Below are 17433 nucleotides of genomic sequence, written 5' to 3'. Positions count from 1 at the left end.
GTTTTTGATTATCATAGCATAACAATTTTTATTTTTCTATAGAATAAGAATAGCCAACCTATTCATATTACAAACTTTACAATAACTTTTTTCTATTTAATTTAGTAGATAGTACTATTTTTAATGAGCCAAAAAAATACTACTTACCAACTTTATGCAAATCGGTAAGCTAATAAATCATAAAACTAATACATTCTGTTACATTACAGGTTTATTTTCCTCCTTAGCAGATGTATTTTTGTTAGCATTAAGCTGTCCTAAACGTTGTTTATAGGCATTCATCGTGTCGTCCATCAATTTATTAAGCAACCTGATGAAACTTTGGCTTTCGTCAGACGGATTAATCACATTGTTGGAGAAAGCATATCTGACCAACTCCCTGTAAAGCAAATGAGTTTCCTTACGCACCTTCTTCACATTGATTAGCGGTGTTGTAGCCTGTGTTTCTGCCCTCACTCCTATCAGCTCCTGATATTTTGCATTAACTTCTTTCAGTGTAGAGACCGCGTGTGATAAGCTCAAAACCTTCAAATGCTTTGCAATTTCAGCCTTTTCCAAATCTTTAAGCAGTGCATCGATAGCTTGTGACTTCTGACGCGTAGGCAATGATGCTACACCCGAGTAGTTTTTAAACTCCTTGCTAAGCACCTGAGCTGATTCCTTATGCGAGTCCATCGAGCTTTTTCTTGCCAACCTGAAAGATGACGTTATGTAGGATAGCAACTCGGTACGCTGTTTGTCCAATCGATTGATACTTTCAGACTCTTTGCTTGAACGACTTTGGCGAGATGCCTCTGTTAGCAAATCCAAATTCTTTTGAATAGACGCAAATAGCTCTTGCTTTACAGCCAGTTTATCCAAAGCACTTTCATCTATCAAATTCACTACCCCTTTTATAAATTGGGCATACTCATCATTGTTTAACTTAACAAGATTCGGCAACGAAATGTCCATTAATACGCTCATAACTATCTATTTTTAAAATTATTATTCACTGAAACAAATGTAGTTTATATCTTCCTAAAAAGCAAAATTTATAAATTATTTCTATATCAATTCATTTTTGATAATCAAAATCAATATATATTACTATTTACAATACTTTCAAATATTTTTAGCTGATAGATATAGGTCAATACAACAAATTTTTATTTTTTGAGTTATGATAGATTACTCTTTACTATAATTTCAAAAACTTACATCTACCATAAAGACCTCAATACAATAACTAAAAAATAAAAAACCAGTAAAAATGACCTCAATATACCAACTTTAAAAATTTGAACCTATAAGAAAGACCTAACTACACTAACTAAATTTATTTAGCATTTCCTACGCAATATCGATATTATAATTTCAAATCTATTTACTTATGAAATCTATCGCCAACCACCACCCAGAGCTTTATAAAGAGCTATTCCGTACTGCATTCGCATAAACTGAGCATTTGCAAGGGCAAGTTCAGCATTCAATCGATTAACCTCAGCTGTTATCACCTCCAAATAACTTGCCATTCCACTATTGAATAATTCTTTTGAATAGTCCGTTGCCTTCTGGTAAGCCTCCATTTCTTTTTGCTTTAGGTGTATAAAGGCATCTTGTGAAGTAAAATTCTGCATAGCATCTGAAACTTCCTTTCCTGCTGTAAGTAATATTTTTTGAAATCCTAATAAAGCTATTTGTCTGTTAGCTTCACTCACTTCGTATTGTGTGCGTACTTGTCGGCGATTGAGTATGGGTTGCGTAAGCCCTGCAATAAAGTTTGCGAATATGGACTTGACAGAAAACCATTGCTCAATATCAGTACTTGTAATACCTGCACGAGCTGTAAGGGTAAACGACGGATAAAATCCTGCACGTGCTACATTGGTTAGCTCAAAGGCATTTATCAAATTGTACTCCGCACGTTTCACGTCGGGTCTGTTTTCAAGTAAACTGATGGCATATCCTTGTTTAAAATCTGTAGGAAACTGCTGTTCTTCCAGACTTGTTCTTTCAATAGTCTGTGGACTTTCTGCCAGTAGCACAGCTATGCTATTTTCCAAAGCCCAGATAGCATTCTTTATAGTAACTAATTGCGATTGTGCATTGTATAATAAGGCTTGTGTTTGTTGCACAGCTACTTCTGTGGTAATTCCTGCATCTTTAAGAGCTTGAGTAGTTTGCAAACTGGCTTCACGCAGCTTAATAGTTTCCTGAAGTATTTTATGTTGCTTATCATACATCAGCAATTGATAATAAGCTGTCGCTAAGGTAGCCACTACTTCGGATTGTACCGCCTGATGTGCTGAAGTTGTAGCCAAGTACGAAGCATAACTTGCCTTAGCTTGTGCATTCAATTTTCCCCATATATCGGCTTCCCAAGAGGCATTGGCTGTTAAGTCCCACAAATCGTTATAGGTTCTTTCCCTTAGCAATGGATTTGCATTGAGTGATGCTGTGCTATGCGTATAGCTTCCTGATGCTGAAATTGACGGCAAGAAGGCACTTTTGCTTTGTTTTAAATAGGATTGTGCTGAAACTACATTCTGCATAGCCACTCTAATATCCAAATTGCTGGTCAAAGCCTTGCTAATATGTTGCTGCAACACTTGGTCGGTAAAAATGTTCTTCCACGACACCACCGCCGAACTGAGGCTATCTGCTGAAATGTTCTCACTTCGGAACAATTTACTATCTACCACCTGTGGTCTCTCATACGATTTACGAGCCGCACACGAAGTTAGCAGTGCCATAGTGGTCGCAATTCCTATTATTTTAAATATGTTCATTGTTAATTTACTTTTAAAAAAGATACGTAACTTAAAAAAGAATTATAAAGATATAATTTCAATAGATTTCTTTCATTTTAGTTATAAAAAATCATACACTGATTAAGCTCTGTGATGTATTAGTTATCCTCTAAAAGATAGGTTGTATCTGTTTGATGATGCTATCCATTTGTACAGCTTCTGGTTTGATAACCATTCCTGAACGAAGCCCATTAATCCCCTGAACTACGATAACTTCTCCTGCTTTTAGTCCGCTTTCAACTACCATTGCATTAGCACTTCGGTTGCGTACTTTCACGACAGATTGCTTTATGGTGTCCTTTTCAACTTTATATACAAATACTTTTCCTTGTTGCTCAAAGGCAGCTACTTCCGGAATGATAATCGCATCGCTAAAGTGTTGCGGAATTCGTATAGTCCCACTATTGCCATTAGTTAATAACCCATCAGGATTAGGGAATGTAGCCCTGAACCGAATACTCCCTGTAGAAGCATCAATTTGCCCCGTAGCGGCTTGTATAGTACCCTTTTGGGAGTATGTAGCTCCGTTAGCTAATGTCAGCTCCACCTGCGGAAAACTTTTGAGCTTATCAGCTGTAGTTTTTCCAGGCACACGCTCCAAAAAGGTTATGTATTCTTTCTCGTTCATAGAAAAATAAGCGTACACTTCACTCACATCAGAAACGCTGGTAAGCATCGTATTTCCTGCCGTTACTAACGCCCCCTCTCGAAAGCGTATCGCCCCCACTACCCCGCTTACAGGAGCCTTTACTATAGCAAAATCCATATTAGATGTCACTTCACTATAAGCTGCTTTAGCTCTTTGCAGATTTGCCTTAGCTGTTTCGAGCTGTACAGGGCTTACAATGTTTTTTTCCACTAATGGAAGGAGCTTGTTTACCTCCACCTGAGCTACTTCTACTAAGGCTTTGGCAGCTTGTGCAGTTTGGTTGAGTGTTTGCGTCTCCAACCTGAAAAGAGGTTGCCCTTTAGTCACAAATTGCCCTTCATCAACTAATACTTGCGTGATGTAACCCGTAACTTTTGCTTGTACAGGGCTGTTTACCTTACCTTCAATATTTGTAGGATATGACAAATAGGAAGTTGCTTCACCCTCGCTTATCGTAATTACAGGATAAGACTTCACTCCCTGTGGTGCTTGTTGTTTTGAATCCTTACACGCTGTCAATAAACCAGCTATAATTATTGAAAATAGTATTCTATTCATCTTTATTATGATTTTTATAGTTTGAAATCTGTATAATGTATTGTATAAATCTATTTGTAATTCCTCTAAGACGTCAAAACATCTAAAAGGTTTAATCTACTTAAAAAAATAATTATGTATTTTATTCGATAAACCAGCTACAAAAGTTATGGAATATCAATTACTAAGTTGTCGTATGCCAAAAAAACATTGGAGGGTAGCCTCTTGGAAACTTCCTCGTGAAATCCAAAAGTTTGACTTATGTGCGTAAAGAAAGTACACCTCGGCTTTACTTTTTCTACAATGTCAAGAGCCTCTTCAAGGTTCAAATGCGTCGGATGGACTTGCTCACGTAGGCAATTCAGCACCAATACATCTAAGTTCTTTAGTTTAACGAACTCACTTTCTGGGATTGTTTTTGCATCAGTGATGTATGCCATATCTTCAATACGATAGCCTAGTATAGGAAGCTCTCCGTGCATCACCTGAATTGGTATAACTTTCTTTCCGAAAAGGTCAAAACTTTCACACTCTACTTCATTAATAATAACGGAAGGCGCCCCCAAATAACGATTTTCTGTTCTAAAAATATATTCAAATCGTTTTTTGAGTTCAGATATTACGCGAGGCAACGCATAAATAGGCATATCACCCTGCTGATATACGAAAGGTCTGATGTCATCAATCCCAGCGGTGTGGTCAGCGTGTTCGTGAGTAAACAAAATTGCTTCAAGATGATTAACCTTGTTCGTTAGCATTTGCTGACGAAAATCAGGACCACAATCTATAACCAAATTTGTATTTTCCCACGAAATTAATACTGAAGTACGTAATCTACTGTCTTTCTTATCTTTACTCAAACTCACAGGATGATTACTCCCTATAACTGGAACTCCTTGAGATGTTCCTGTACCTAAAAAAGTGATTTTCAAAGTATTTTTTTTCTGCAAAATTAGGATTTTAAAAAATAAAAGCTTATATTTGTAAAAATTTTTTTCCGAAATACGAAACATTCCACTATGAGCGTCATTATCCAAGGAGATAGAGATATTCCTATTGAAGATGTTCCTTCGACCTTAGCAAAAGCCTTAAGAATCAATCTAAATGAAAATATATACGGCACTTTTGCTGAAATTGGAGCTGGTCAAGAGACCGTGCGGCATTTTTTCAGAGCAGGTGCAGCCTCTGGTACTATTGCCAAGGCGATGAGTGCTTACGATAAAGAGGTAAGTGATGCGGTCTATGGAATTGAAAAAGACGGCAGATACGTTACTGAAAGTAGGTTAAAGAAGATGCTTGACTATGAAATCAAGTTGATAGAAACTCGCCTAACAAGAAAAAATCACCCTAATAAAGTTTTTTTTTCATACGCCAATACTGTAACTACGATTGATTTTTCAAAACGAAAAAAAGGACACGGATGGGTTGGGATACGTTTTCAGACGCAACCGCAAGGTGAATATAATGAAATAATTATCCACATTCGTTTTCATCAGAATGAAGCTCGAGCTCAGCAGGAAACTCTCGGAATTTTAGGTGTAAATTTAATTTATGGGGCTTTTTATAAAACCTCAAAGCCTGAAAAAATATTGAAATATTTATATGACCACATCGATAAAGATTTGATTGAAATCGATATGGTTAATTTCTCTGGCCCTGACTTTAAAGATGTTGATAATAGGTTAATTAGCCTACAACTCATTAAAAATGGGATGACGGAGGCTGTGATGTTCGGTCCTGATGGCAAAAATATTCTCCCAGCGGAACAACTTTACAAGAAAAATATCCTTACCTTGCGAGGTAGTTTCAGACCTGTAACTAAGGTGAATATGGATATGTACCAAAAATCCTTAGAAATGTTCCTTAGTGAGAATAAAGTAAATCCAGCACGTACTGAGGTTATCTTTGAAATTACACTTTCTAATCTTATTTCTGGAGGCGAACTTGATGAGCAGGATTTTATGGACAGAGCCAGATTGTTATGCTCTTTGGGACAAAAGGTACTGATTTCCAATTTTAAAGAATATTATCGTGTAGTTGAATATTTTTCAAATTATACCAATTCCCGAATGGGATTGGCAATGGGAGTGAGCAACTTAATTGCGATCTTTGACGAGAAATATTACCGACATTTGAGTGGTGGAATCTTAGAAGCTTTCGGGAAGCTGTTCTATCGGGATATAAAGATTTACCTATTCCCGATGAAAGACCCGAATACTGGAGAAATAATAAATAGCGAAAATTTGAAAGTTCACCCACGTATGAAAGAATTGTACAAATTTTTCAAATTTAACGGAAAAGTTGTGGATATTAAGGATTATGATGAAACACACCTTAATATATTTTCAAAAGAAATACTTTCAATGATTGAAAAAGGAGATTCGGGTTGGCAAGAGTTACTTCCTGAGGGAGTTGCGGAAATCATTATGAAAAAAGAATTATTCGGATACAATCAAACTATTAAACATAAAAATAAGTAATATTATGACAAAAACAGGAAACATTTTGTTAGCGTTAGCAACAGGAGTTGCTATTGGAACGGGAATTGGAGTTTTATTTGCTCCAGACAAAGGAAAGGACACTCGCAAAAAAATTAAAAATTCAGTTGATGAAAAAACTTCAAAATTGAAAAAGAAAATGGACAAGTTGGCTCGTGAAGTGAAGGGAAAATCTTCTGAAATAAAAGGCTCTTTAGAAGAAAATATCGAAAGCTTGTTGGCTACGTCAGAATACAAAAAAGATGAAGTTATTAAACTTTTGGACAAAAAACTAAACGATTTAAAAAAAACAGTTAAATCCTAAATTCTAAAGGATTGACTTATTAAAATTTCAAACATTATTAAATTATTAAATTAAAAATCAAGATTATGGCAAAAACAGGAAATGTTTTATTGGCGTTGGTAACAGGAGTTGCTATTGGAGCTGGGGCTGGAATTTTATTCGCTCCTAACAGAGGTGAGGATACTCGTCAAAAAATTAAAGATTCAGTTGATGAAAAAACTTCAAAACTGAAAAAGAAAATGGACAAGTTAGCTCGTGAAGTGAAAGGAAAATCTTCTGAAATAAAAGGTACTTTAGAAGATAATATCGAAAGTTTGTTAGCTAAATCAGAATACAAAACAGAAGAAGTTATCAATCTTTTGGACAAAAAACTAAACGATTTAAAGAAAAATATTAAATCTTAAAAATTAAGGATTTAATTATCAATTTCACATTTATTATTAAAATTATCAAACTAAAAAAATCAGAATTATGGCAAAAACAGGAAATGTTTTATTAGCGTTAGTCACAGGAGTTGCTATCGGGGCTGGAGCTGGAATTTTGTTCGCACCAGACAAAGGGAAAAATACTCGTAGAAAAATCAAGGATTCTATTGATGAAACTACTTCAAAATTGAAATATAAAATCGACGTTTTAAGTCAAGAGATGAAAGAAAAATCTTCAGAGTTCAAGGGCACTTTGGAAGACAAAGTTGAGAACTTAGTATCCAAATCAAGCCACAAAGCTGAAGATGTTATTACTGTTTTAGAAAAAAAATTAGCTGCATTAAAAGAAGCAAACGCTAAATTACAGAAATAATTAAAATTCTTGCATACATTTCACTGATTGTACTTTTGAAAGTAAGTTTCACATAATTTTTTTGTGCAATCAGTGAGCTTTGTAAGAAGTAAAATATAAATTATGTCTAAAAACAGTATCAAAGAAAGTTTCAGAGAAATTTCAACAAGAACTGGCGAGGCTCTGGACTCTAACGTATCATACTATAAGCTATTTGCTTTCAGGTTTATAGCGAAGTCGTCTTATGGTTTGATTAATATTTTTTTGATAGGTCTGGTAAGTTTACTTGTACTTTTTTTCCTATCATTTGCGGCAGCTTTTGCAATCGGGAGTTGGTTGGAAAGTTTTGCGTTAGGGTTTCTTGCTATGGGAGCTTTTTATTCCTTAGTAGCATTTATCGCATTCATTTTTAAGAAAAATCTTATTGAAAAACCTTTACTTAACAGACTTTCAGAGGCTTATTTTAAATCGGATGACGAAGATGATTACGAAGAATAAAAAATATCAATCATTTGAAGAGATTGAAACCGACCTTAAAATCCTGAAACTAAAAAAACAAATCGATGGATTGTATCTGAAGAACAATGTTTCGGATTTTAAGGATAATCTTTCCGTAAAAAATATTGTTTCAAATACATTCACCAACATAGGTTTTTCTTTTTTGAATCCCAAAACAAGATGGATAAACCTGATTGTGAATTATGCAATATATTTTTTACTAAGAAGAAAACGATAATAAATAATAACTTTTAAAACAATAATTTGATGGTTTGAAAACTAAACTTTTTCAAATCATCAAATTTTCTGCATTATAAACAATATATAATTTTTCAATTCAAATAATGAAGCGAAGCCTTATAAAAAATCTGGATTGGTTATCCATTTTGTGCTATTTACTTTTGGTTTGTATTGGTTGGGTTGCCATTTTTTCAACAACTTATAATGAGATTAATACTACTTCTCTTTTTGACATCAATCAATTCTATGGCAAACAATTCCTCTTCATAGGGCTTAGTTTTTTGCTAATTATATTTATTTTGGCAATCGACCCAAAATTTTACGAAAACTTTTCAATTGTTTTTTACATATCTAGTCTTGTGATACTTGCAGGATTGTTCGTTTTTGGGAAGGAAACTAACGGAGCAAAATCCTGGTATGCCATAGGTTCAGTAACAATTCAGCCAAGCGAATTTGCCAAAGTAGCCACAGCTTTGTTTTTTTCTAAATATTTGAGCGATATTCATACTGATATTAAGCAAGTTAAAGACCTGTTTCGTGCCTTACTCATACTTATTGTACCCGCTATATTAATCTTGCTACAACCCGATGTTGGTAGTTTACTGGTTTTCTTCTCATTAGTCTTTGTTCTTTATCGCGAAGGAATGCCTTCTTCATTGCTTTTTTATCTAAGTATCACTGCTTTAATTTTTGTTGCTACACTCAAATTTGGAAGTATTTTTGTTATTATTGCCTCTGTTTTACTAATTTGGTTATACGGATTTTGGCATAAAAAGCATACCAACAGAATTCCATTTCAAAATATATTTATTTTATCATTAATTTGCTTAATCACTTCATTATCAACGAAACCTATTTTCGATAATGTCCTGAAACAACATCATCGAAATAGATTAAGTCTATGGTTGCGTTTGGAACAAGACCCACATAAAATCAGCCAAATGCGGAGAGATTTTGGATACAATACTTATATGTCAGAATCGGCAATTACCTCTGGAGGAATCTTTGGAAAAGGATTTTTGGAGGGAACTCGCACTAAAGGAAGTTTTGTTCCTGAACAACATACTGACTACATTTTCACCACTTTAGGAGAAGAATGGGGATTGGTAGGCACATTAACTGTAATTGCTTTATTCACATTTTTGCTCTTACGACTTATCTTTTTGGCAGAAAGACAAAAATCAAGTTTCAGCAGGATTTATGGTTATTGCGTAGTTTCTATCTTATTTGTCCATTTTTGCGTGAATGTTGGAATGGTTATAGGTCTGATTCCCACTATCGGAATTCCTCTTCCATTTTTCAGTTACGGTGGTTCTGGATTATGGGCTTTTACGATTTTGTTATTTATTTTCCTAAGATTAGATGCCAATCGAATTTATAATTGGTAGTGATAAATCAAAAAAGCACAGAATTTTAAAAGACTTTTAAAATTCTGTGCTTTTTGAAAAACTAACTTTTGGCTATTTTCCAGCAAAACTTTTCACATCATCTTCCGAAATTTCCTTACCTCCAAGAATTATCAAACGTTCAACAACATTTCGAAGTTCACGAATATTTCCCGTCCAATCTTGTTTTTGTAACAACTCAATTGCTTTTTTATTGAATTTTTTAGGAGAAATTCCTTGTTCTTGAGAGATTTTTTCTGAAAAATGAGTTATCAGGAGAGGAATATCATCACGTCTCTCATTCAATGAAGGAACTTTTATTAAAATAACAGCAAGTCGATGGTATAAATCCTCCCGAAAACGCCCCTCTGAAATTTCTTTTTTCAAATCCTTGTTTGTAGCAGCAATCACACGAACATCTACATTGATATCCTTATCACTTCCAACACGTGAAATTTTATTTTCTTGCAAAGCCCTCAACACTTTAGCCTGTGCTGATAAACTCATATCACCAATTTCATCTAAAAAAATAGTTCCGTTATGAGCTGCTTCAAACTTTCCTGCACGATCCTTTATAGCTGATGTAAACGCTCCTTTTATGTGACCAAACAACTCACTTTCAATTAATTCAGAAGGAATTGCCGCACAATTGACCTCAACCATTGGAGCAGACGCACGCTCACTTTTTTCGTGTAAAGCGTGTGCCACTAATTCCTTACCAGTCCCGTTAGAACCCGTTATCAATACACGAGCCTCAGTAGGAGCTACTTTTTCAATAATTTGGCGAATTTGTTGCAAAGCATCACTTTCACCAATCATTTCATAATTTTTATTTATCTTCTTTTTCAAGCGTTTGTTTTCAACAACTAACTCTTTTCTATCTAACGCATTACGAACCGTATTCAACAAACGATTCAAATCTGGCGGTTTCGAAATATAATCATATGCTCCTAACTTCATTGTATTGACGGCAGTTTCTAAATCTCCGTGTCCTGAAATCATTACAAACGGAATTTCAGGTTTAATTTTCTTTGTGGAAGTGAGTACCTCCATTCCATCTAATTTTGGCATTTTTATATCGCACAAAACTAAGTCAAAGTCTTCTTTTTTGATTTTTTCCAAACCTTCTACTCCATCAGGGGCTTCTTCTACCTCGTACTCTTTGTTCTCATCTAACAGAATTTTCTTTAGTACTCTTCTGATAGCTGGTTCATCTTCAATTATTAATATTTTAGGCATATTCTACTACTATCTATTTTTTTGCGAAAGATAAAAAAAATTTCAATATATTGATAATTAAAACTATTTTTTCAACGTATATGATTTTTATTTTTAAAAAAAGCCCCTAAACGAAATTGTTCAAGGGCTTTTGCAATAAACTATGAAAAAGTATTTATTCTTTAAATGTGCCTTTAAAGTTGGATTGATAATTTTGGAAATCCTCTTGAGATTTGATGTTTTTAAAATCATCTTTAGCAAACAACTTCAAGAACATTTCTATTTGAGTTGGTGAAAAATACCCCATAAGAGGCTGAAGAAATTCACCTTTTTCATCAAAAAACATCATTGTTGGGTACGCCTGAACTTGCAAATAACTTGCAAATGGGTGAGGTGCGTTTCTACGTTGAGCTTTAGCGGGGTCATATCCTTTATTTTCAAACTTTTGACCTTTATAATTTACTACTTCATTTCCTTCGCCATTGAATTTAACTGCATAGTAATTCTCGTTGATATACTTTGCTACATCTTTGTTATTAAAGGTTTTCTTTTCCAACTGTTGGCAAGGTCCGCACCAAACTGTGTAAACATCCATAAAAATCTTCTTAGGATTCTTTTTCTGAGCTGCAATAGCTTCATTAAAAGTCATCCATTTTATTTCTTGAGCAGATAACAAATTAACATTTATCAAAACAAAAGCTGCAATTGCAATAATTTTTTTAATCATAGTGTTCTAAAAAATAGTTAAACAAATTAATAATAATCCTCCTCTATCAAAAATAATGCCACGAATTAAATTTTATATCATTATAAATCTATATCGTATGCTTTAAGCTTGTTATAGAGTGTCTTACGAGTAATATTTAACAATTTGGCTGCTTCTGTTTTGTTATTTTGTGACTCCTTCAATGCACTTATGATTAACTCTTTCTCATTGTCCTTTGTCGAAAAAGATATTTTTTCAGCGATAACATTATGCGTTTCCGAAACTATTTCTTCTGGTAAGTCATCTTCTGTGATATAATTTCCCTGTGCCAGTAATGTAGCTCTTTTTATCACATTGGACAATTCTCGCAAATTTCCATTCCAAGGGTACAAAAGCATTCTTTGCACTGCTTTTTCAGAAAATCCATAGATTTGTTTGCGTAATTTTTGATTTGCAACTTCCAGAAAGTGAGAAGCAAAAATCATCAAATCGTCCTTACGCTCTTGTAACGAAGGTACTTTTATGGAAAATTCATTCAATCGGTGATACAAATCTTCACGGAATTGTCCTTTTTCAACGGCTGTGAGTAAATCTTCATTTGTTGCTGCTAAAACCCTGATATCTACTTCAATTTCTTTGGAGCTTCCTATTGGTTTTATTCTTCTTTCTTGTAAGGCTCTTAATAGTTGAATTTGATTTTCATAGCTTAAATTTCCAACTTCATCAAGGAAAATTGTTCCACCATTGGCTTCCTCAAAATGTCCTTTTTTATCACTAATAGCACCTGTGAATGAACCTTTTATATGTCCGAAAAATTCACTTGATGCGATTTCTTTAGGGATAGCTCCACAATCAACTGCAATAAAAGGCTTGTTTGCTCTTTCACTTTTAAGATGAATTGACTTTGCAACAACCTCTTTTCCTGTTCCACTTTCTCCTGTAATCAAAACTGACATATCTGTGGGAGCAACCAAACTGATAAATTCGTTTAATTTTTTCGATGCAAGGCTAACTCCTTTCACAAAAGAAGTTTCTCTTTCAGGAGTTTTTAATTCTTTTTCTTCTTTGATTTTCGGTACAGAAGGAGTTATTATTTTTGGAGATTTTGACTTATCTGCATTCTTAATTACATTTAATACATCTTCTTGTTGAAAAGGTTTTGAAATGTAGTCAAAAGCCCCTAATTTCATAGCTTCAACAGCGGTAGAAACTTCAGCATATCCTGTCATTACAATCACGGGAATCTCAGGATAGGAGGCTTTAATTTCTTTGAGCAGAACAATTCCATCTCCGTCAGGAAGACGCAAATCCGTGAAAACCATTTTTGTAAAAGGACTTATTTTTTTCTTAGCCTCTTCCAAAGTGCCACATTCTTCCACTTTGTATCCATTTCGTTCCAAAAAGCGAGTTAACATTTTTGCAAACGTAATATCATCCTCAACCAAAAGAATAGGATTCATATTCATTAAATTTTTAAGTGTGAAAAATTTGCTATAAGTTTCTGACTTTTAATTGGAGGCAAATATACAACTTTCAAAGCAAAAAGTATGTTAAAACGAAAAAGACTTTTTCTCACGAAAAAGTCCTTTTTCACAATGCATATAAATACTACTACTAACTCCAAAGTTATTTACATTTAATCATTTAACTATTCAAAAAAGTAAGTTTTTTTCATAAAATTCAGTCCTAATGACTTTGAATAGTTTAATAAATGATTTTACCTAAAGTAATTGTTTTTTCATAACTATGTTTTAATGAATAATCTCATCTAAACAATGTTTCTTATAGCAATTTATAATTTAGTTTTATAATTTTTTGTTGTAACTCACATTATCATAACAAAGTTACGCTCTCATTATAGAAAATAATGTGCCATTTTTGATATAACTCAACAATTAACACACAAAAAACTGATAATCAGAACAAAATAAAATATTTTAAGTTTTCGAAAAAATTACACACCTGTGTAAAAAAATGTATAAAACATTTTTTAACGTGTAAACTTTACACACTTTAAGTAAACAAAAATTATTTCAAAGTAAAATTTATCCCATTCATTCTTGAAAGTATCTCACAAATAAATAGTCTGATATTACCATAATTCAACATTAATTCATACTTTTGCCGATATTTTAACTGAATTACATTTAACAGACAAGTTATAACTCAATGAATAATAGTGTTTTAATTTTAGATTTTGGTTCGCAATATACACAATTGATTGCACGAAGAGTAAGAGAACTTAACATCTTTTGTGAAATCCACCCTTTTAATCATTTACCTGAGAATTTAGACGAATTTTCAGCTGTAATTCTTTCGGGTTCACCTTATTCTGTAAGAAGTGAAGACGCTCTTCATCCTGATTTATCACAAATCAGAGGAAAGAAACCTCTCTTAGCCGTTTGCTATGGAGCACAATATTTGGCACACTTCAATGGCGGAAGTGTAACTCCCTCAAAAATACGTGAATACGGACGAGCAAATTTATCTTTCATTGAAGGGAATGAACCTCTTTTCGAAGGAATTTCACAAGGAAGCCAAGTTTGGATGAGTCATAGCGACACAATTAAGGAGCTTCCTACTGGTGGAATTTGCTTAGCAAGTACAGCCGATGTAAAAAATGCTTCCTATCGAATTGAAGGCGAAGATACTTACGCAATTCAATTTCACCCCGAAGTATCACACTCCATTGATGGAAAAAAACTTTTGGAAAACTTTTTGATTAAAATTGCAAAAATAAAACCCACTTGGACTTCTGATAATTTCGTAGAAATGACCGTAAAATCCTTAAAGGAACAAGTTGGTAATGAAAAAGTTGTTTTGGGGCTTTCAGGGGGGGTGGACTCGACAGTTGCTGCTGTTTTGCTAAACAAAGCAATTGGAAATCAATTGCATTGTATTTTTGTAAATAATGGACTACTTCGTAAAAATGAATTCCAGAATGTTCTAAAACAATATGAGGGTATGGGCTTGAACGTAAAAGGAGTTGATGCCTCTGAGCGTTTCTTAAATGCCTTAGCCGGAAAATCTGACCCAGAAGAAAAACGAAAAATAATTGGACGTGTATTCATAGAAGTATTTGATGATGAAGCACATAAAATAGAAGATGCGAAATGGCTAGGACAGGGAACAATTTATCCTGATGTAATTGAGTCCTTATCTGTAAAAGGTCCTTCGGCAACTATCAAATCGCATCATAATGTAGGTGGATTACCTGATTTTATGAAACTTAAAGTTGTAGAACCCCTACGTATGCTTTTCAAAGACGAGGTACGCCGTGTGGGAAGAGCACTTGGCATAGATGATGAATTATTGGGTAGACACCCTTTCCCAGGACCTGGATTAGCTATTCGTATTTTGGGAGATATTACCCCTGAAAAAGTAAGTATCTTACAAGAAGTAGATGCAATTTTCATCAACGGACTTAAGGAAAACGGTTTGTACGACAAAGTATGGCAAGCTGGAGCTATCTTACTACCTATCAATAGTGTAGGTGTAATGGGTGATGAACGTACATATGAGAAAGTGGTAGCCTTACGTGCGGTGGAAAGTGTTGATGGAATGACTGCTGACTGGGTTGACTTGCCGTACAAATTCTTACAGAAAATTTCAAACGAAATTATAAACAAAGTAAAAGGCGTAAACCGAGTAGTTTATGACATCAGCTCGAAACCACCAGCAACAATTGAATGGGAATAAATGAATTTTCAATAAAAATGAAGGAAAACTAACAATATTTTCCTTCATTTTTATTTTTTTATTATATCTTCAGAAAACTTAAAAATATGCTATTTTTTTAGATAAGTACTTCTATTTACAATTAATTAGTATATTTGTGGTTCGGATTATTTGTTTTTTCAAATCAAAAATAACACATAAAAATTTAATTATAAGCTCTTTATGAAGAATTTATTGATATTAGGATTTATTTTTTTATTTGGTATAGGATTTGCCCAGCAACAAACTCACAATGTCAAAGAAAATGAAGATATTGAAAGTATTGCAAAAACGTATCGAGTTTCACCTTCTGACATTATCAAGAAAAATCCTGAGCTAAAAAACGGCTTGAAGAAAGATATGGTTATCTATATTCCATCGGGAAAAGTGAAATATTACAGTACACAAAAGCCATTGGGATATAAGTCACATACAGTGGCTCCAAAAGAAACTTTTTTCGGTTTGTCACAAAAATACAATATCTCAATTGATGACCTAAAACGTTATAATTTCGACCTTTACAACAGAGGATTGTTGGAAGGAGAAACTATTTCCATTCCTATTTTCGAGAAAGCCTCACAGATGATTCAAAAGGGAATTCAAGGACAAAAAAAATATGTAGTAAAGCCTCAAGAAACAATCTGGAGAATCTCAAAAAATCACAACATAAGCCAAGAGGAACTTGAACGAATGAATCCTGGAGTTACTGCCGAAAATTTGCGTGAAGGACAAGAGATTTGGGTTCCAGCATCGGAAACACACACTCCTTCTCTTCCAAAAAGCACTAACAATCAAGACCTTGTCCTGTATTCTGTTGAAAAAGCAGAAGGTTTTTATAGTTTGGAACGCAAATTTGGAATTTCGGAAGCGGAAATCATCAAACTTAATCCAGAGTTAAAAGATGGGTTAAAATCTGATTCTCAAATCTGGATTCCGAAAGCGAATTTTGAAAGATACAAACAGGGAGAAATTCTTACTATGGAAAGTCAATTATTTGAAGATTCTACCCAGAAAATATTTTCCATTTCATCGGCTGAAAACGTAAAGGAAATTTCTTTCATTTTGCCTTTTAGAATTTCTGATATCGTTGGTGAAGCTGATAAAATGGCTACCTTGAAAGGACGTTTGAGTGATAATAGAGTAACCCCTATTGCTACAGATTTTTATTCAGGCGCCTTAATTGCCATTGATTCATTGCAAAAAAAGGGCTATAAATTCCGTGTAAATGTTTTTGATAGTGAAAAAACTGAAAAAGAGATACAAAGAATGGCTTTGAATGAAAACATCCAAAAATCGCAGGTTATTATTGGTCCTTTCTCAGCAAAATCTTTCAATGCAATTTCTGCTTCAATTTCAAACCCCAATGTGGCTATTTTGGCTCCACTTTCTAACAAAAATATAGAGCTAAAGCCAAACGTTTATCAAACCTTGCCCACGGAAAGTGTTCAACAAAGTAAAATGATACAATTTATCTCACAGAATTATGCCAATGCAAATATTTTAATTTTGGCAGACGCAAACAATGCTTCTGTTCGTGAGAAATTGGAACAAAGTTTCCCTCATGCCAAAGTAGTTACAGAGATTACAGTGAATTCTATTCCAAATGCGTTAGACTATTCACGTGAAAATATTGCTATTATTCAATCTAACGAAATTGGTTTTGTTTCCAATGCGGTGAGAGTTTTGCATAATATAATGCAAAACAAAAAGGATAATATTTCTCCCAAAATCACCCTTATGACAACCGACAAAGGAAGTGTTTACGACTCTAATAGTTTGTCAAACAATCAATTATCTGACCTGCAATTCACATTTCCTACTTTCAACAAATATTCCAATGGTGGTGACACTTTTTCAAAAAGATATTTAAAAACATATGGAATTTTACCAAATAAATATGCTATTCGAGGGTTTGATATTACAATGGACACTATCCTGAGATTGGGAGTTACGGGCAATTTCAACGATTCGAACAATCAATTGGGCGAAACTTCTTTTCTTGAGAACAAATTTGCTTATCTGCGAAATCCTTACAGAGGTGGAGGATATGAAAATCAGGGAGTTTACATCGTTAAGTACGAAAATATGGAAATTAAAGAAGTTAAATAATCAGAAAGACTTGTTTTTCCGAAA

16 protein-coding genes are annotated in these 17433 nt (G+C 33.9%); 9 read left to right on the top strand and 7 right to left on the bottom strand.

What is annotated here, in order from left to right:
- Positions 1-198 precede the first annotated feature (198 nt).
- The 4 genes from CGC48_RS09830 to CGC48_RS09815 form a co-directional block, all read right to left on the bottom strand.
- Positions 199-966 carry a DUF6261 family protein gene (locus tag CGC48_RS09830; RefSeq protein ID WP_157909904.1) on the bottom strand — a complete coding sequence of 256 codons (768 nt, stop codon included), beginning with the start codon at positions 964-966 and terminating at the stop codon, positions 199-201.
- A gap of 413 nt (positions 967-1379) precedes the next feature.
- Positions 1380-2771 carry an efflux transporter outer membrane subunit gene (locus tag CGC48_RS09825; RefSeq protein WP_098029423.1) on the bottom strand — a complete coding sequence of 464 codons (1392 nt, stop codon included), beginning with the start codon at positions 2769-2771 and terminating at the stop codon, positions 1380-1382.
- A 130-nt stretch (positions 2772-2901) separates the two neighbouring features.
- On the bottom strand, positions 2902-3999 hold the full coding sequence (locus CGC48_RS09820; RefSeq protein WP_098029422.1) for an efflux RND transporter periplasmic adaptor subunit: 1098 nt from the start codon (positions 3997-3999) through the stop codon (positions 2902-2904).
- Positions 4000-4145: 146 nt separating this feature from the next.
- A complete protein-coding gene (locus CGC48_RS09815) occupies positions 4146-4910 on the bottom strand; it encodes an MBL fold metallo-hydrolase (protein WP_098029824.1) in 765 nt (254 codons plus the stop codon).
- 87 nt (positions 4911-4997) lie between these two features.
- Between CGC48_RS09815 and CGC48_RS09810 the strand changes: the two genes are divergently transcribed.
- The 7 genes from CGC48_RS09810 (at position 4998) to rodA (ending at position 9662) form a co-directional block, all read left to right on the top strand.
- Positions 4998-6458 carry a hypothetical protein gene (locus CGC48_RS09810; protein ID WP_018278953.1) on the top strand — a complete coding sequence of 487 codons (1461 nt, stop codon included), beginning with the start codon at positions 4998-5000 and terminating at the stop codon, positions 6456-6458.
- A 4-nt stretch (positions 6459-6462) separates the two neighbouring features.
- The gene (locus tag CGC48_RS09805) at positions 6463-6780 is read left to right on the top strand and encodes a YtxH domain-containing protein (protein WP_098029421.1); all 318 of its coding nucleotides are present in this window, start codon (positions 6463-6465) and stop codon (positions 6778-6780) included.
- Between the two features lie 65 nt (positions 6781-6845).
- The gene (locus CGC48_RS09800) at positions 6846-7163 is read left to right on the top strand and encodes a YtxH domain-containing protein (protein ID WP_018278951.1); all 318 of its coding nucleotides are present in this window, start codon (positions 6846-6848) and stop codon (positions 7161-7163) included.
- A gap of 67 nt (positions 7164-7230) precedes the next feature.
- Positions 7231-7557: a YtxH domain-containing protein gene (locus CGC48_RS09795; protein WP_098029420.1), complete on the top strand. Its 327-nt coding sequence runs from the start codon at positions 7231-7233 to the stop codon at positions 7555-7557.
- Positions 7558-7659: 102 nt separating this feature from the next.
- Positions 7660-8034 carry a hypothetical protein gene (locus CGC48_RS09790; protein ID WP_018278949.1) on the top strand — a complete coding sequence of 125 codons (375 nt, stop codon included), beginning with the start codon at positions 7660-7662 and terminating at the stop codon, positions 8032-8034.
- A complete protein-coding gene (locus CGC48_RS09785; RefSeq protein WP_198537137.1) occupies positions 8018-8272 on the top strand; it encodes a DUF6327 family protein in 255 nt (84 codons plus the stop codon). The genes CGC48_RS09790 and CGC48_RS09785 overlap by 17 nt, the downstream gene beginning before the upstream one ends.
- A 106-nt stretch (positions 8273-8378) precedes the next feature.
- Complete coding sequence (gene rodA, locus CGC48_RS09780; RefSeq protein ID WP_098029419.1) at positions 8379-9662, top strand: rod shape-determining protein RodA; 1284 nt, start codon at positions 8379-8381, stop codon at positions 9660-9662.
- 72 nt (positions 9663-9734) lie between these two features.
- Here rodA and CGC48_RS09775 read toward each other — a convergent pair whose 3' ends face one another.
- From CGC48_RS09775 to CGC48_RS09765, 3 genes are all read right to left on the bottom strand, one after another.
- Entirely contained in the window at positions 9735-10898 is a 1164-nt protein-coding gene (locus CGC48_RS09775) for a sigma-54-dependent transcriptional regulator (RefSeq protein WP_098029418.1), read from the bottom strand.
- Positions 10899-11052: 154 nt separating this feature from the next.
- A complete protein-coding gene (locus CGC48_RS09770; protein ID WP_098029417.1) occupies positions 11053-11604 on the bottom strand; it encodes a thioredoxin family protein in 552 nt (183 codons plus the stop codon).
- An 80-nt stretch (positions 11605-11684) separates the two neighbouring features.
- Complete coding sequence (locus CGC48_RS09765; protein WP_098029416.1) at positions 11685-13043, bottom strand: sigma-54-dependent transcriptional regulator; 1359 nt, start codon at positions 13041-13043, stop codon at positions 11685-11687.
- A 709-nt stretch (positions 13044-13752) separates the two neighbouring features.
- Between CGC48_RS09765 and guaA the strand changes: the two genes are divergently transcribed.
- Complete coding sequence (gene guaA, locus CGC48_RS09760; protein ID WP_098029415.1) at positions 13753-15282, top strand: glutamine-hydrolyzing GMP synthase; 1530 nt, start codon at positions 13753-13755, stop codon at positions 15280-15282.
- Positions 15283-15483: 201 nt separating this feature from the next.
- Complete coding sequence (locus tag CGC48_RS09755) at positions 15484-17409, top strand: LysM peptidoglycan-binding domain-containing protein (RefSeq protein ID WP_098029414.1); 1926 nt, start codon at positions 15484-15486, stop codon at positions 17407-17409.
- Positions 17410-17433: the final 24 nt, after the last annotated feature.

Origin of the sequence: Capnocytophaga cynodegmi, assembly GCF_002302475.1 — a bacterium.
GTDB classification, from domain to species: domain Bacteria; phylum Bacteroidota; class Bacteroidia; order Flavobacteriales; family Flavobacteriaceae; genus Capnocytophaga; species Capnocytophaga cynodegmi.
This window is presented reverse-complemented; position numbering and strand designations above follow the sequence as displayed.

Coding starts and splice junctions, on each gene's coding strand:
- CGC48_RS09830 (WP_157909904.1), bottom strand. CDS start 966: ATGAGCGTATTAATGGACATTTCGTTGCCGAATCTTGTTAAGTTAAAC.
- CGC48_RS09825 (WP_098029423.1), bottom strand. CDS start 2,771: ATGAACATATTTAAAATAATAGGAATTGCGACCACTATGGCACTGCTA.
- CGC48_RS09820 (WP_098029422.1), bottom strand. CDS start 3,999: ATGAATAGAATACTATTTTCAATAATTATAGCTGGTTTATTGACAGCG.
- CGC48_RS09810 (WP_018278953.1), top strand. CDS start 4,998: ATGAGCGTCATTATCCAAGGAGATAGAGATATTCCTATTGAAGATGTT.
- CGC48_RS09805 (WP_098029421.1), top strand. CDS start 6,463: ATGACAAAAACAGGAAACATTTTGTTAGCGTTAGCAACAGGAGTTGCT.
- CGC48_RS09800 (WP_018278951.1), top strand. CDS start 6,846: ATGGCAAAAACAGGAAATGTTTTATTGGCGTTGGTAACAGGAGTTGCT.
- CGC48_RS09795 (WP_098029420.1), top strand. CDS start 7,231: ATGGCAAAAACAGGAAATGTTTTATTAGCGTTAGTCACAGGAGTTGCT.
- CGC48_RS09790 (WP_018278949.1), top strand. CDS start 7,660: ATGTCTAAAAACAGTATCAAAGAAAGTTTCAGAGAAATTTCAACAAGA.
- CGC48_RS09785 (WP_198537137.1), top strand. CDS start 8,018: ATGATTACGAAGAATAAAAAATATCAATCATTTGAAGAGATTGAAACC.
- rodA (WP_098029419.1), top strand. CDS start 8,379: ATGAAGCGAAGCCTTATAAAAAATCTGGATTGGTTATCCATTTTGTGC.
- CGC48_RS09775 (WP_098029418.1), bottom strand. CDS start 10,898: ATGCCTAAAATATTAATAATTGAAGATGAACCAGCTATCAGAAGAGTA.
- CGC48_RS09770 (WP_098029417.1), bottom strand. CDS start 11,604: ATGATTAAAAAAATTATTGCAATTGCAGCTTTTGTTTTGATAAATGTT.
- CGC48_RS09765 (WP_098029416.1), bottom strand. CDS start 13,043: ATGAATCCTATTCTTTTGGTTGAGGATGATATTACGTTTGCAAAAATG.
- guaA (WP_098029415.1), top strand. CDS start 13,753: ATGAATAATAGTGTTTTAATTTTAGATTTTGGTTCGCAATATACACAA.
- CGC48_RS09755 (WP_098029414.1), top strand. CDS start 15,484: ATGAAGAATTTATTGATATTAGGATTTATTTTTTTATTTGGTATAGGA.